The organism is Rhizobium centroccidentale (assembly GCF_030182565.1).
In the GTDB taxonomy this organism is placed as follows: Bacteria; Pseudomonadota; Alphaproteobacteria; order Rhizobiales; family Rhizobiaceae; genus Rhizobium.
Map to the genome: position 1 here is coordinate 1 of NZ_JAQJCG010000014.1, position 15,629 is coordinate 15,629.

The window sequence follows — 15,629 nt, forward strand, 5'->3', positions numbered from 1 at the left end:
CCACGGGCTTGGTGTCCCAAAGGTGCATCGGTCTCCCATCCGCCACCGCAACAGGCATTACAGCCTCAACCGCGGATAAAGGGAAGTTACAAGGTGCCGACAGGCGGATGAGGGGGTATCTGCCAAGAACACTTGAATCCGCGCCTTCAAATCAGCCGGCCCCCCCTCATCCGACCCTTCGGGCCACCTTCTCCCCGAGGGGAGAAGGAACTTGCTGCTCTGACATGCCTCACATGTGATGGCCCTACATTACGCCGTGGCTGGTCGCATGACTTTGTTTTCATGTGTCCGCGCCCACTGAATGACGGGGCGTTCGAGCAGGACATAGCTCAGCGTGCCGATGGCAAAAATGATGGCTGTTGCGATCAGGCTTGAGACGATCCAGCCGCCCAGCACGTTGTCCGAGCCGGCACCGAAGGATGAGGGGAAGAGCTGCGGCATCAAGGTCAGCACGATATCCTGCCAGATATAGACGCCGAAGGAGACGGTGGCGACATAACGGCTCACGGGGTTGTCGAGCAGCTTTGCCAGCAGCAGCGATTGGGGGAGCGTGCAAAGCGCGATCGCGGCCGCGAGGGGCAGCAGTGGGAATTGATAGGGAATGCCGAGCCAGGCATAGCCTTCCGCCGCGCCGCCGATCGACTGCGGCAGCTGCCACGCGCCCATGACGATCGCAAGCGCTCCGATGATGTCGTAGATCACCGAGCGTCGAGGCGGGAGGATGGTCTGTATGCCGGCGGCCAGCACGCCGATTGCAAATATGGCGAAGAAGCCGATGGGATTGTAGCGCGGCATCCATTCCTTGGCGCCGCCCTGAAAGCCATATCGCCATCCCTGCCCGACATTGTCGGTCGGCAGATAGGTCACGACGAGCCAATGGCCAATCAAGGATATTGCGATGATGCCGATCCAGAGCAGGCGGCTGACGAAAGCGGAGCGCGATCTCAGTTTCGGATGAAACAAAAGCAGGAAACCGATTGGCATGAGAACATAGCAGGTCGTCTCGAAGGGGATCGACCATAAAGGCCCATCGCCCTGTACCGGGAAAAAGGTACGCCAATGCCATTGGCTCATCAGGAAGAAACCGGAGATGTAGCGGCCGACCAGTTCCGCGTCCAGCGGAAAGCCATAGATCGTGAAGCTGATCAGGAAGCCGACCGTCAGGGCAAACCAAAAGCCCGGCAGGATGCGTGCGGCACGGCGCATGGCATAGATCTTCAGCGAAGGTAGGGGTTGGGCTCTATCCAGTGCCAGCCAGAAGGGACGCGCAAGAAGGAAGCCGCTGAGGACGAAGAAGACCGAGACGCCGTGATTGCCGAAACGCGCCAATATGAAGGTTACATCCAGGGCTGGTGGGATCTTGTAGAAATTCATTCGGAGCACGAGATGGTGAACAAGCACCATCAGACATGCGACGGCGCGCATGAAATCCGCTCCTCCCAGCCGCTTGGCGTTCTCCATTCTCGTATCCGCCCGAGATCTCCCTCTATTGCGTTAGGTCATTGCGGCGGTTTCGGCAAGCATGATCCTTGACAGGACGCCCGAACCCATCGGTGCCGGGTCCGGGCGTCGGACCGATCTCCCGCACCTGCCAGAAACGAGAGATCGGATTCATGTGTTGGGATAGGGATCAGGCGGCAACGGAGCGGTAGGGGCGCGTGACGCGAGCTGGCTTTAAGGCGTTGCTCCACCATGTCAGCCGCGCAATCATGAGAACAAGCGATTTTCTGGCATCGAGCGGGCTTTCGAGCGTGCCATCTTCGGCAAATCGGCCCCAGGGGTTGGCGAAGCTGACCGTATCGCGCACCGTGACCGTATGCAGCTCGGCAAAAACGAGCCGCAACTGTTCCACCGCGCGCAGGCCGCCGGAGATGCCGCCATAGGAGACGAAGGCGACGGGTTTGCCATGCCAGGGCTCATAGACGAGATCGAGCACGAATTTCAGCGAGGCGGTGAAACTGTGATTGTATTCGGGCGTGACGATAATGAAGGCATCGGCATCCGAAAGCCGCTCCGATAGGGCTGCGACACCGGGATGCTCGCGATTGTGCGCGAAAGGCAGATCGAATTCGAGAGGATCGATCAGATCGATGTCTATAAGCGGATAATGCGCCAGTTCGCGGGCGACCCAGTTGACCACCCGGTCGCATAGCCGACCCGGACGCGTGCTGCCGTAGATGATCGCCAGCCGGGTTCTTTCTGTCATGTCTTGCTCCTGCTTTACGCGGTTCGGAGCCAGGGTTATAAAACCTCAAGTAAAGTTGAGGTCAATAGCGAAAATGGGAAAAATCGATCCGGCTCAATTTCCGAAGCTGCTGACGGTCGGCGAGGTGGCCGCACGCAGCGGCGTGGCTGTATCGGCGTTGCATTTCTATGAAGCGAAAGGCCTGATCGAGAGCCATCGCAGCCGCGGCAATCAGCGGCGTTATCCTCGCGAAGTGCTGCGGCGAGTCTCCGTCATCAAGGTGGCCCAACGTGTCGGTATTCCGCTTGCCGAGGTTCAGGCGGCTCTTCAATCGCTGCCGCAGGGTCGCACGCCGACGGCATCCGACTGGAAGGCGCTTTCGGCGCTATGGAAGGATGATCTCGACGCCCGCATAAAGCGCCTGCAGGGACTTCGCGATCAGCTGGACAGCTGCATCGGCTGCGGCTGCCTTTCGCTCGATAGCTGTCCCTTGCGCAATCCCTGGGATCAGCTTTCCGAGGAAGGCGCAGGCCCGCGGCTGCTCGATCCCGGAGAATGAATTGGCCGCTCAGGCGTGGACGTGGCTCTCTGCCATATAGCTGTCGAGAGCTGCGGCTTCTTCCTTCGAAAGATAAAGACCCTTTTTGGAGCGCCGCCATAGGATATCTGCGGCACTATAAGCCCATTCCTGTTCGATCAGATAGCGCACTTCCGCCTCATAGAGATCACTACCGAAACAGCGGCCGAGATCGGCAATCGTCTTTGCGTCGCCCAGGATCATGGCGGCGCGCGTGCCGTAGCGGCGGATGAGGCGGCGGGCATGCGGATCGGCAAGGAAGGGATAGCGTGACTTCAGCTTGGAGACTTCGGCCTCATAGCCGCGAACCGGAAAGTCGCCGCCCGGCAACGAGCTCCCTGCGGTCCAAGGCGTGCCCTTGAGGCCGATCGCCTCACCGATCTTCTCCAGCGCATGCTCGCCCAGGCGGCGATAGGTGGTGAGCTTGCCGCCGAAGACATTGAGCAGCGGTGCCTGGCCCTCTTCGCCTTCGACCTTCAGCACGTAGTCGCGCGTGGCTTCCTGCGCTTTCGATGCGCCATCGTCATAGAGCGGGCGGACGGCCGAATAGGTCCAGACGATATCTTCGGGCTTTACCGGCTCCTTGAAATATTCGCTGGCGGCGTTGCAGAGATAGGTGGTTTCGCCCTCGGTGATCTTCACATCCTTCGGATCATCCTTGTAGTCGCGATCCGTGGTGCCGATCAGCGTGAAATCCTGCTCGTAGGGAATGGCGAAGATGATGCGGTTGTCCGGGTTCTGGAAGAAATAGGCGCGCGGGTCATCGAACTTCTTGCGCACGACAATATGGCTGCCCTGAACGAGACGGACATTGTGCACCTGGTTCTTACCGAAGGTACCGGACAGCACCTGATCGACCCAGGGACCTGCGGCATTGACCAGCATGCGCGAACGAAACTCGCGTTTTTCGCCGCTGACCGTATTTTCCGTTTCGATAGCCCAAACGGCGCCTTCGCGGCGGGCCGAGACCACTTTCGTCCGGGGCATGATCGTCGCGCCGCGGTCTGCCGCATCGCGGGCATTCAATACCACCATGCGGGCATCGTCGACCCAGCCGTCGGAATATTCGAAGGCTTTGGTGAAGAGCGCCTTCAGCGGCTTGCCCGCCGGATCCTTCTTCATGTCCAGTGTTGCGGTCGGCGGCAGCAGCTTTCGTCCGCCGAGGTGGTCGTAGAGGAAAAGGCCGAGGCGGATCAGCCAGGCGGGGCGGATGCCGCCCTTATGGTAAGGCAGGACGAAGCGCATCGGCCAGATGATGTGCGGCGCCATCGCCCAGAGCACTTCGCGCTCCATCAGCGATTCGCGCACGAGACGGAATTCATAATGTTCGAGGTAGCGCAGGCCGCCATGAATGAGCTTTGTGGCGCCTGACGACGTGCCGGAAGCGAAATCGTTCATCTCGGCAAGCGCGACCTTGTAGCCGCGCCCGGTGGCGTCGCGGGCGATGCCGCAGCCATTGATGCCGCCGCCGATAACGAAAATGTCGTAGACCTGCTCGCTCACCCGCCCCTCCGCAAAGGTCAGCCATCCCTCGAAGATGGAAAATCGAAACTAATCCATCTAAAGCGAAACAGATACGAATGTCAAACGAACGTTTCTTGACGGAAAGTGCGGCAGTTAGGCCGATCTGCGAGAGGTTTCAACAAGATGGACGTCATGTTCCGCTGCGATGGAGCGCACAGATTCGATGCTGCATTCGTCGGTGACGAAGGTGTGGACTTGCGAGAGATGACCAATGCGAACCGGGGCGGTTCGTTCGAACTTGGTGCTGTCGGCAACGAGTATGACGTGCCGGGCATTGGCGATGATGGCCTGCGCCACTTTCACTTCGCGAAAGTCGAAATCCAGAAGCGCACCGTCGGGATCGATTGCCGAGGCGCCGATGACGGCATAATCCACCTTGAACTGCTTGATGAAATCGACGGCGGCTTCACCGACGATACCGCCATCGGAGCCGCGCACGACGCCGCCGGAAATCACGACTTCGATGGATGGAAAGATGCGTAACTTATTGGCAACGTTGATATTATTGGTGATGACCATTAGTTCGTGATGGCCAAGGAGTGCCTCTCCGACTGCTTCCGTCGTCGTGCCGATATTGATGAAAAGCGAGCTATTGTTGGGGATCAGGCTCGCCGCAGCACGGCCGATCGCATGCTTTTCAGGCGCGGCGATGGAACGTCTCGCCTCGTATTTCACGTTCTCGGTTCCGCCGGGAAAAATTGCGCCGCCATGCACGCGCGAGAGTACGCGCCCGTCGCAGAGATCGTTCAGGTCCTTGCGGATGGTTTGCGGCGTGACCGAGAAGCGTAGCGCCAACTCCTCCACAAGCACTCGCCCCTCCGCCTTTGCGATGTCGAGGATCTCTGTCTGACGCCCGGACAGGAACATGGCTTTCGCTCCCTTTCTTTCGTTTTTTCGTCATCATATGGTAAAGTGAAAATTCCGCAATTACCGGCACGCGAATAGTGTGGTTGGGGAGGTCATCGTGTTTCATCCGAAGCTATTCGACAATCGCAACGTCGTGGTCACCGGCGCCGGTCGTGGCATCGGGCTGGAGGTCGCGCGCCAGTTCCTCGATTGCGGCGCTCATGTCCTTGTTCATGTCGGCCGCGATGCCGGTCGCCAATTGCCCGATTTCCTGATGGAAGCGGAGGCCGAGCGCCGCGCCTTTCTCATTGCCGGCGATTTCGCCACCGGCAATGGCACGCACGATTTCGTCAGCGCTGCCGGCGAGCGTTTCGACCGCATCGACGTGCTGGTCAACAATGCCGGCACCATGGTCGGGCGATTTCCCGCCGGCGAACTGACGGACGAACAATACGAGCAGATCGTTCATCTCAATCAGACTTCCGTCATGGAAGTGACGAGAGGGCTGTTGCCGCTGCTGCGGGCAGCCGGGCAGGCCGCGATCGTCAACACGGTTTCGATTTCGGCGCTGACCGGCGGCAGCCCAGGATCGGCGATTTATTCCGCTTCGAAGGCCTTTGTCGCGACCTACTCGAAAGGGTTGGCGCGCGAGCTGGCGCCTGACGGCATCCGAGTGAATTGCGTCTCCCCCGGCACGATAGCGACTGATTTTCATGAGCGTTATTCATCGAGAGAGAAGCTGGAGCAGACGCGCAAATCGATCCCGCTTCAGCGCCTGGGCACCCCCGAAGATTGCGCGCCCGCCTATCTCTTTCTCGCAGCGCCCCTGCTTTCCGGCTACATCACCGGGCAGGTAATCGAGATCAACGGCGGGCAGCTTATCTGCTGATAAAACGGACCTTTTTTGGTTTTCCGCGTCTTTTTTGAATCAGCTTCTGATTTGATAATATTATAAACATTCCCTGGGGGATTCTTATTAGAGGCTGTGATATGTCGTCGTCTCTACCGCAGGGCGGTGCAGCGGAACATGATGTTGAGGAAATGACCGACAGGGCGCGAAAGTCGAGCGCCCTGTTGAAAGCACTATCGCATGAGACGCGCCTGACAATTCTCTTTATGCTAGCCAGGCACGAGAAAACGGTGATGGAACTCGAGGCTCTTCTTGATCTGCCGCAGGCCGTCGTGTCGCAGCATTTGGCGCGCCTTCGTCTGGACAAGCTGGTCGATACGCGCCGCGAAGGACGTCTCATCCATTATGCCGTTGCGCGGTCGGAAATCTGCGCCGTCGTCGATTCGCTGCAGAAGGCTTTCTGTCAGACCGATCGCTGATCCCTGAAGCCGCTTTGCATGTTGCGCTCGCCATGCTGCCGGTCTAACTCTTTCGTCGCGGGAGAGCGGGATGATCGACAAGCTGGAATTCTTCATAGCGCTGGCGAATCAGAAGCATTTTGGCCGCGCCGCGGAAGAATGCGGCGTGACGCAGCCGACCCTGTCTGCGGCGATCCGCCAGCTGGAGGACCAGCTCGGCGTGATGCTTGTCAGCCGTGGTTCGCGCTTTCAGGGACTGACGCCCGAGGGCCAGCGTGTCTTGGAATGGGCTCGCCGCATCGTCGGCGACAGCCGCACTATGCGCGAGGAGATGCGGGCTGCGCGCAAGGGCCTTGCCGGCCATATTCGGATCGCCGCCATTCCAACAGCGCTTGCCATGGTGCAGAAAATCACCACGCCTTTCCAGGAAAGACACCCGGACGTCACCTTTTCCATTTTATCGCGCAATTCGCTGCAGGTTCTGAGCCTGCTGGAAAATCTCGAGATCGATGCCGGCATTACCTATCTGGAAAACGAGCCGCTCGGCCGCGTCACCAGCGTGCCGCTCTATGCCGAGCGCTATCACCTCATCACTGCGGCAGGCAGCCCGTTTTCCGAGCGTGAGACGGTCACCTGGAAAGAGGTCGGCGATCTTCGGCTTTGTCTATTGACTGCCGACATGCAGAATCGCCGCATCATCAACCGGCACCTTGCCGAGGCAGGCGCAACGGCCAAGCCGACGCTGGAATCCAATTCGATGATCGTGCTGTTTTCGCATGTGCAGACCGGGCGCTGGGCGAGCATTATGCCGAAGAATATTGCCGATTCCTTCGGTTTTCCGGCGGATATTCATAAGATCCCGATCACGGAGCCTGACGCCGAGCATCTTGTCGGCCTCGTCGCCACACATCGTGAACCCTTTACGCCGCTCGTGTCTGCCTTGTTGCACGAGGCGAGATTGCTCGCGGAAGAGAATAAAAATCGATAGAAAATTCCTATCGAATGACGGGACTGCCTTATTGATCCTTAGCCCTCTCCCTGCGAGCTTATCGTTGTGGCGCGTCGACCGCGCGCCAGGAGGAAATGCCGCATAGGTTTCGCGAAGATTCGCCTTCGATCTTCGGAGCTATGCGCGGGAGGCTGCTAATGAGTTTGAATCAGGCCGCGGGCGATATCGCAACCCGGGCCGGCACCATCATCGATAGCATGAAATCGATGGAGGGGCCGCTTTTGCCGATCCTGCACGGGATACAGGACGAGTTCGGCTATGTACCGCAGGATACGCTGCCGCTGATCGCCAAGGCATTGAACCTCTCACGCGCCGAAGTGCATGGCGTCATGACCTTCTATCATGACTATCGCGATCATCCCGCCGGCCGTCATGTTCTAAAGCTCTGTCGCGCTGAAGCCTGTCAGTCGATGGGCGGCGACGCGCTGGCGGAGCGCATCAAGCGGCTGCTCGGCATCGATTTCCATCAGACCACGCTCGATGGCAGCGTCACGCTGGAGCCGGTCTACTGTCTCGGGCTCTGTGCCTGCGCTCCGGCTGCGATGCTGGATGGCGAACTCTATGGCCGCCTCGACGATGAAGGCGCGGACGACCTCGTGAAGGAGGCGCGCCAATGACCCTCACCATCTATATTCCCCGCGATGCGGCCGCCCTTTCGCTTGGTGCGGAAAAAGTGGCGAAATCGGTCGCGCAGGAAATCGCCAAACGCGGGCTCGATGCGCGCATCGTTCGCAACGGCTCGCGCGGCATGTTCTGGCTTGAGCCCCTGGTCGAAGTCGAAATCGATGGCAAGCGCATCGGCTACGGACCGGTGAAGGCCAAAGATGTCTCTGCACTCTTCGATGCCGGGCTCGCCGAAGGCGGCGAGCATCCGCTCTGTCTTGGGGAGGTGGAAAACCTCCCGTTCCTGAAAGAACAGACCCGCCTGACCTTTGCCCGCTGCGGCATCACCGACCCGCTTTCGCTGCAGGATTATGAAGCCCATGGCGGCCTGAAAGGTCTGCGCCGCGCCATCGATATGGCGGCTGGCGATATCGTCAAGGAAGTCACCGATTCCGGCCTGCGCGGCCGTGGCGGTGCGGGCTTCCCGACCGGCATCAAGTGGAAAACGGTGCTCGATGCGCCGGGAACACGCAAATACATCGTCTGCAATGCCGACGAGGGCGATAGCGGCACTTTCGCCGACCGGATGATCATGGAGGGCGATCCCTTCGTGCTGATCGAAGGCATGGCGATCGCTGGGCTGGCGACCGGCGCGACAAAGGGCTTCGTCTATACGCGCTCGGAATATCCGCATGCGATTGCCGCGATGATTAAAGCGGTGGAGATCGCGCGCAAGGCCGGCATTCTCGGCGCTTCGGTTCTGGGTTCCGGCAAGGCCTTCGATATGGAAATTCGCACCGGTGCGGGCGCCTATGTCTGCGGCGAGGAAACGGCGCTCTTGAACAGCCTCGAGGGCAAGCGCGGCATCGTACGCGCCAAGCCGCCTCTGCCGGCGCATAAGGGGCTGTTTGGCTGTCCCACCGTCATCAACAATGTCATCTCGCTTGCCTCGGTCCCCATCATCATGGACAAGGGCGCTGCCTTCTATCGTGATTTCGGCATGGGCCGGTCGCGCGGCACGATCCCGCTGCAGATCGCCGGCAACGTCAAGCATGGCGGCCTTTATGAGACGGCCTTCGGCCTTTCGCTCGGCGATATCGTCGACAGGATCGGCGGCGGCACGGCGACGGGACGGCCGGTGAAGGCGGTGCAGGTGGGCGGGCCGCTCGGCGCGTACTTCCCGCGTGCGCTGTTCGACACGCCATTCGATTATGAGGCCTTCGCGGCGAAGGACGGTCTCATCGGCCATGCCGGCATTGTCGTCTTCGACGATACCGCCGACATGCTGAAACAGGCGCGGTTCGCGATGGAATTCTGTGCCGTCGAAAGTTGCGGCAAGTGCACTCCCTGTCGCATCGGCTCGACACGCGGCGTCGAGACGGCCGACAAGATCGCACAAGGGATCGAGCCCGAGAAGAACCGGGTTCTGCTTGCCGATCTCTGCAACACGATGAAGTTCGGTTCACTTTGCGCGCTCGGCGGCTTCACGCCCTATCCCGTCATGAGCGCGATGACCCATTTCCCGGAGGATTTTTCTCCGGCTCCCTTGATTGAAGCGGCGGAGTAAGATCCATGTCCCTCGTTCCAGAAATCGATTACGGCACGCCGGCCTCCACCTCCGAAACCATGGTGACGCTGACCATCGACGGCCGCCAGATCAGTGTGCCCGAGGGTACGTCGATCATGCGCGCTTCCATGGAAGCCGGCATTCAGGTGCCGAAGCTCTGCGCCACCGACATGGTCGATGCCTTCGGCTCCTGCCGCCTCTGTCTCGTGGAGATCGAAGGCCGCAACGGTACGCCGGCCTCGTGCACGACACCGGTTGCCCCCGGCCTTGTCGTTCACACGCAGACTGGCCGGCTGAAGGATATCCGCCGTGGCGTGATGGAGCTTTATATCTCCGACCATCCGCTCGACTGTCTGACCTGCGCCGCCAACGGCGATTGCGAGCTGCAGGATATGGCGGGCGCTGTCGGCCTGCGCGACGTGCGCTACGACTACGAGGGCGACAACCACGTCAAGGCGCGTAACAACGGCGACATCAATCTGAAATGGATGCCGAAGGACGAGTCGAACCCTTATTTCACCTATGATCCTTCGAAGTGCATCGTCTGCTCGCGCTGCGTGCGCGCCTGCGAGGAAGTGCAGGGCACCTTCGCACTGACGATCGAGAGCCGCGGCTTCGGCTCGCGCGTCTCGCCCGGCATGCATGAGAGCTTCATCGACAGCGAGTGCGTTTCCTGCGGCGCTTGCGTGCAGGCCTGCCCGACTGCGACGCTGACGGAAAAATCTGTCATTTCGATCGGCCAGCCGGAGCATTCGGTCGTCACCACCTGCGCCTATTGCGGCGTCGGCTGCTCCTTCAAGGCGGAAATGCGTGGCGAGGAGCTGGTGCGCATGGTGCCCTGGAAGGACGGTCAGGCCAATCGCGGCCATTCCTGTGTCAAGGGCCGCTTTGCCTATGGCTATTCGACCCATAAGGACCGCATTCTCAACCCGATGATCCGCGAGAAGGTGACCGATCCCTGGCGCGAAGTGAGCTGGGATGAGGCCTTTGCCCATATCGCCACCGAGTTCAAGCGGCTGCAATATCAGTATGGCCGCGATTCCATCGGCGGCATCACCTCCTCACGCTGCACCAATGAGGAAACCTATCTGGTGCAGAAACTGGTGCGCGCCGGCTTCGGCAACAACAATGTCGATACCTGCGCCCGCGTCTGCCATTCTCCCACAGGCTATGGCCTCGGCCAGGCCTTCGGCACCTCGGCCGGCACGCAGAATTTCGACAGCGTCGAGCATTCCGATGTCGTCATCGTCATCGGCGCCAATCCGACGGACGGTCATCCGGTCTTCGGCTCGCGCCTGAAAAAGCGGCTGCGCCAGGGCGCCAAGCTCATTGTCATCGATCCGCGCCGCATCGATCTGGTGCGCACGCCGCATGTCGAAGCCAGCTATCACCTGCCGCTGAAGCCGGGCACCAACGTCGCCATTCTGACGGCGCTGGCGCACGTGATCGTCACCGAAGGCCTGTTCGACGAGAAGTTCATCCGCGAACGCTGCGACTGGTCCGAATTCGAGGACTGGGCGGCCTTCGTTTCCGAGCCGCAGCATAGCCCGGAGGAAACGGAGAAATATACCGGCGTTTCTCCGGAACTCGTGCGTGGTGCCGCTCGTCTCTTTGCCAAGGGCGGCAACGGCGCGATCTACTACGGCCTCGGCGTTACCGAACACAGCCAGGGCTCGACGACGGTCATGGCGATTGCCAATCTTGCCATGGTGACGGGCAATATCGGCCGTCCGGGTGTCGGCGTGAACCCGCTGCGCGGACAGAACAATGTGCAGGGCTCCTGTGACATGGGCTCCTTCCCGCACGAGCTGCCGGGCTATCGCCACATCTCCGACGATGCGACCCGCGATATCTTCGAAAAGCTCTGGGGCGTGAAGCTCAACAACGAGCCCGGCCTGCGCATCCCAAACATGCTGGATGCCGCCGTCGAAGGCACCTTCAAGGGCATCTACATTCAGGGCGAGGACATTCTCCAGTCCGATCCGGATACAAAGCATGTCGCCGCCGGCCTTGCCGCGATGGAATGCGTCGTCGTCCACGACCTCTTCCTGAACGAGACGGCCAACTACGCGCATGTCTTCCTGCCCGGCTCGACCTTCCTCGAAAAGGACGGCACCTTCACCAATGCCGAGCGCCGCATCAATCGCGTGCGCAAGGTCATGACCCCGCGCAACGGCTATGCCGACTGGGAAGTGACGCAGAAGATGGCACAGGCCATGGGCCTTGGCTGGAATTACACGCATCCGTCTGAAATCATGGACGAGATCGCCGCAACAACACCGAGCTTCGCGCTCGTCTCCTACGACTATCTCGAGAAGATGGGCTCCGTGCAGTGGCCCTGCAACGAAAAGACGCCGCTCGGCTCGCCGATCATGCATGTCGATGGCTTCGTGCGCGGCAAGGGCAAGTTCATCCGCACGGAATATGTGCCGACGGACGAACGCACCGGCCCGCGCTTCCCGCTGCTGCTGACGACCGGGCGTATTCTCAGCCAGTACAATGTCGGGGCGCAGACGCGGCGCACGGAGAATGTCGTCTGGCACGCTGAGGATCGCCTGGAGATCCATCCGCACGACGCCGAGCAGCGCGGCATCCGCGAGGGCGACTGGATCCGGCTCAGCAGCCGCTCCGGCGACACGACGCTTCGCGCATTGATTACCGACCGCGTTGCGCCCGGCGTCGTCTACACGACCTTCCATCATCCGGACACGCAGGCGAACGTCATCACCACTGACTACACCGACTGGGCGACGAACTGCCCGGAATACAAGGTAACTGCGGTGCAGGTCTCGCCGTCGAACGGTCCTTCGCAGTGGCAGGTCGAGTATGACGAACAGACCCGGCAGTCGCGGCGGATCGTTGGGAAGATGGAGGCAGCGGAGTGAGTCGGAGTATGGGGAAATATACCCCCCTCTGTCGCTTTCGCGACATCTCCCCCACAAGGGGGGAGATTGTTGGGAGTTTGCCGGTTGCTACTGGCAAGACAATAGGCAGCGATTTCAGCAGACTGGACGTTCGCTTGAGGCAAGAGAGTGCTGCGCGTTACCAATCTCCCCCCTTGTGGGGGAGATGTCACGAAGTGACAGAGGGGGGTATTCCACACCCGGTACCACAATGACCAAATTCACCCCCACCACCACCGTCCCTGAAGCCGCCCGCCGCAACGGCCTGGTGCGATCCGGCTCCCGTATCGTTCCCGAAGAAGTGCCGATCGCCTTTTCTTATGGCGGCACCTCGCACGCGGTCATGATGGGCACACCCGCCGATATCGAGGATTTTGCCGTCGGCTTCAGCCTCACCGAGGGCATCATCACCGATATCGATCAGATCGCGGCCGTCGAGCCGATCGAGGACGAGCAGGGGATGGACGTGCAGATCACGCTCGTCGATGATGCGGCAGATGCCTTGCGGCTGCGCCGCCGCCATATGGCAGGCCCCGTTGGTTGCGGCCTCTGCGGCATCGAATCGATCGAGCAAGCTGTGCGCAAGGTGCCGGATGTCTCGAACGTTGCTTTAAAGCTGACGCAAAAGGATATCGTTCGCGCGGTCGCGCTGCTTAACGATGCGCAGCCTCTGCATCGCGAGACGCATGCCGTGCATGGCGCGGGTTTCTATATTCCTTCCGAGGGCTTGCTTGCCGTGCGCGAGGATGTCGGCCGGCACAATGCGCTCGACAAGCTTTGCGGTGCCGTCATCCGGTCCGGTCATGAGGGCGCGGATGGAGTGGTCGCCGTCACCAGCCGCCTGTCGGTCGAGATGGTGCAGAAGGCGGCGATTGTAGGCAGTTCCGTCCTTGTAGCGATTTCCGCGCCGACGGCGCTTGCTATCCGTACGGCGGAGGAGGCCGGCATGACGCTGGTGGCGCTGGTGCGCGGCGACGATTTCGAGATTTTCACCCATCCGCATCGCATCATCACGGGGAGCATCGCCGATGTCGCCTGACGACACGCCGCACGGCAAGACCGAAACCAAGCTCATCTATATGGCGAACCAGATCGCCACCTTCTTCAAGACACAGCCGGCAAACGAAGCGGTGCAGGGGGTTGCCACCCATATCAACAAATTCTGGGAGCCGCGTATGCGCCGCCAGCTTTTCGCGATCATCGATCACGGAGATAGCGGGCTGAACCCTTTGGTCTTGGAGGCGGCGTCGCTGATCCACAGGCCGGCGCCGGTCGAGGAAGTTAAGTCGGCTTAATACTAGCATTGATAGTGCATTGGGATGGAGAGTGGAGGCTCCATCATCGAATGCGATTCCCGTTTCGGGAAGGGGTGCCGGTCTTTGAAGCAAGGAGGAGTTGTTCATGACGGCTGCGGATACGAATATTTCCCGAGGAACGGCGACGGCGGGTCTGCTCGATCGTGAGCGCATCATTGCCAGGCCGGGCTTCAACCGGTGGCTCGTGCCGCCGGCGGCACTGGCGATCCATCTCTGCATCGGCATGGCCTATGGCTTCAGCGTGTTCTGGCTGCCGCTCTCCAAGGCGCTCGGCACCCCGGCACCGGCTCCGGCCGAGTGCGCAAACCTCAATCTTCTGACGGCCCTGTTCACGACAAGCTGCGACTGGCGCATCAGCGATCTCGGCTGGATCTATACGCTCTTCTTCGTATTGCTCGGCTCCTCCGCCGCCATCTGGGGCGGATGGCTCGAGAGGGTCGGGCCGCGCAAGGCCGGCGTGGTTGCTGCCTGCTGCTGGTGCGGCGGTATCCTGATTGCGGCGATCGGCGTCATCTTCCACCAGCTCTGGATCATGTGGATCGGTGCTGGCGTCATCGGTGGTATCGGGCTCGGGCTCGGCTATATCTCGCCGGTGTCGACCCTGATCAAATGGTTTCCCGACCGGCGCGGCATGGCGACCGGAATGGCGATCATGGGCTTCGGCGGCGGCGCGATGATCGGCGCGCCGCTTGCGAGCTTGCTGATGAACCACTTCCGTGATGACGGATCAGTGGGCGTCTGGCAGACTTTCATCGTCATGGCGGCGATCTATTTCGTCTTCATGATGGGCGGTGCCTTCGGCTATCGTCTGCCGCCGGCCGGCTGGCGGCCGGAAGGCTGGACGGCACCCGCTGCCAAGAGCTCAATGATTACGACGAAGCATGTGCATCTTCGCGATGCCCACAAAACCCCGCAGTTCTGGCTGATCTGGGCCGTATTGTGCCTCAACGTCTCGGCGGGCATCGGTGTCATCGGCATGGCTTCGCCGATGCTGCAGGAAATCTTCGGTGGCGCCCTGATCGGCCTGCCGGATCTGAAATTCGCCGATCTCAGCAAGGACCAGATCGCGGCGGTGGCGGCCATCGCTGCCGGCTTTGCCGGGTTGCTGTCGCTTTTCAATATCGGAGGGCGCTTCTTCTGGGCGTCGCTATCAGACAAGATCGGTCGCAAGAACACCTACTATTGCTTCTTCGTCATCGGCATTGCGCTTTATGTCCTGGCTCCCTGGGCGGCAGGCATTCATAGCAAGGTTTTGTTCGTGGGCGCGCTTTGCATCATCCTGTCGATGTATGGCGGCGGTTTCGCTACCGTTCCTGCCTATCTCGCCGATATATTCGGCACGCAGTTCGTCGGCGCGATCCATGGTCGGCTGCTGACGGCCTGGGCGACGGCCGGGATCATCGGGCCTGTCGTGGTCAACTATATCCGCGAGGCGCAGAAGGCGGCTGGCGTCGAAGGCGCGCAGCTCTATACCTTCACCATGTATATTCTTGCGGTCATGCTGGCTGTGGGCTTGATTGCCAATTCGCTGGTCAAGCCGCTCTCGGACAAGTGGTTCATGTCGGACGAGGGGGTCGCCGCGCTGCAAGCAAAGACCGCCGCTGCCAATGCCGGCCCCACCGGCTCTTTCGGCATCGGCACGGGCGGTTTCGATGGTAAGGCACTGATCGCCTGGGGGCTCGTCGGCATTCCGCTGCTCTGGGGTGTATGGGTGACGATCAAGAGCACTTACGCTCTGTTCGGCTAAACTATCCTCCGCAAGATCACGAAGCCGCTTCGACCTATCCGAGG

At 60.6% G+C, this 15,629-nt stretch carries 14 protein-coding genes; 10 read left to right on the top strand and 4 right to left on the bottom strand.

What is annotated here, in order from left to right; translation table 11 throughout:
- Positions 1–249 precede the first annotated feature (249 nt).
- Positions 250–1,461: an acyltransferase family protein gene (locus PH562_RS18590; RefSeq protein ID WP_285174594.1), complete on the bottom strand. Its 1,212-nt coding sequence runs from the start codon at positions 1,459–1,461 to the stop codon at positions 250–252.
- Positions 1,462–1,630: 169 nt separating this feature from the next.
- Positions 1,631–2,206 (bottom strand): NADPH-dependent FMN reductase, encoded by a 576-nt coding sequence (locus tag PH562_RS18595; RefSeq protein WP_285174595.1) that lies wholly within the window; start codon positions 2,204–2,206, stop codon positions 1,631–1,633.
- Positions 2,207–2,279: 73 nt separating this feature from the next.
- On the opposite strand from PH562_RS18595, the gene soxR reads away from it, so the two are divergent.
- Positions 2,280–2,744 carry a redox-sensitive transcriptional activator SoxR gene (gene soxR / locus PH562_RS18600; protein ID WP_285174597.1) on the top strand — a complete coding sequence of 155 codons (465 nt, stop codon included), beginning with the start codon at positions 2,280–2,282 and terminating at the stop codon, positions 2,742–2,744.
- 9 nt (positions 2,745–2,753) lie between these two features.
- Here the strand turns inward: soxR and glpD are convergent, their stop codons facing one another.
- The gene (glpD, locus tag PH562_RS18605) at positions 2,754–4,265 is read right to left on the bottom strand and encodes a glycerol-3-phosphate dehydrogenase (protein WP_285174599.1); all 1,512 of its coding nucleotides are present in this window, start codon (positions 4,263–4,265) and stop codon (positions 2,754–2,756) included.
- A 114-nt stretch (positions 4,266–4,379) separates the two neighbouring features.
- On the bottom strand, positions 4,380–5,153 hold the full coding sequence (locus tag PH562_RS18610) for a DeoR/GlpR family DNA-binding transcription regulator (protein WP_285174602.1): 774 nt from the start codon (positions 5,151–5,153) through the stop codon (positions 4,380–4,382).
- Positions 5,154–5,250: 97 nt separating this feature from the next.
- Here PH562_RS18610 and PH562_RS18615 point away from each other — a divergent pair, with 97 nt between their 5' ends.
- From PH562_RS18615 to PH562_RS18655, 9 genes are all read left to right on the top strand, one after another.
- A complete protein-coding gene (locus PH562_RS18615) occupies positions 5,251–6,021 on the top strand; it encodes an SDR family NAD(P)-dependent oxidoreductase (RefSeq protein WP_285174604.1) in 771 nt (256 codons plus the stop codon).
- A 101-nt stretch (positions 6,022–6,122) separates the two neighbouring features.
- Positions 6,123–6,461, top strand: coding sequence for an ArsR/SmtB family transcription factor (locus PH562_RS18620; RefSeq protein WP_285174606.1), 339 nt, complete (start codon positions 6,123–6,125; stop codon positions 6,459–6,461).
- Between the two features lie 70 nt (positions 6,462–6,531).
- The gene (locus PH562_RS18625; RefSeq protein ID WP_113231555.1) at positions 6,532–7,428 is read left to right on the top strand and encodes a LysR family transcriptional regulator; all 897 of its coding nucleotides are present in this window, start codon (positions 6,532–6,534) and stop codon (positions 7,426–7,428) included.
- Between the two features lie 158 nt (positions 7,429–7,586).
- Positions 7,587–8,066, top strand: a complete 480-nt coding sequence (locus tag PH562_RS18630; protein WP_285174609.1) for a formate dehydrogenase subunit gamma — start codon at positions 7,587–7,589, stop codon at positions 8,064–8,066.
- A complete protein-coding gene (locus PH562_RS18635) occupies positions 8,063–9,619 on the top strand; it encodes a formate dehydrogenase beta subunit (RefSeq protein ID WP_285174611.1) in 1,557 nt (518 codons plus the stop codon). The genes PH562_RS18630 and PH562_RS18635 overlap by 4 nt, the downstream gene beginning before the upstream one ends.
- 5 nt (positions 9,620–9,624) lie before the next feature.
- Positions 9,625–12,504, top strand: coding sequence for a formate dehydrogenase subunit alpha (gene fdhF, locus PH562_RS18640; RefSeq protein ID WP_285174613.1), 2,880 nt, complete (start codon positions 9,625–9,627; stop codon positions 12,502–12,504).
- Between the two features lie 229 nt (positions 12,505–12,733).
- Entirely contained in the window at positions 12,734–13,561 is an 828-nt protein-coding gene (gene fdhD, locus PH562_RS18645; protein ID WP_285174614.1) for a formate dehydrogenase accessory sulfurtransferase FdhD, read from the top strand.
- The gene (locus PH562_RS18650; protein ID WP_113231560.1) at positions 13,551–13,817 is read left to right on the top strand and encodes a formate dehydrogenase subunit delta; all 267 of its coding nucleotides are present in this window, start codon (positions 13,551–13,553) and stop codon (positions 13,815–13,817) included. The genes fdhD and PH562_RS18650 overlap by 11 nt, the downstream gene beginning before the upstream one ends.
- Positions 13,818–13,923: 106 nt before the next feature.
- Entirely contained in the window at positions 13,924–15,585 is a 1,662-nt protein-coding gene (locus PH562_RS18655) for an OFA family MFS transporter (protein WP_285174615.1), read from the top strand.
- Positions 15,586–15,629 lie beyond the last annotated feature (44 nt).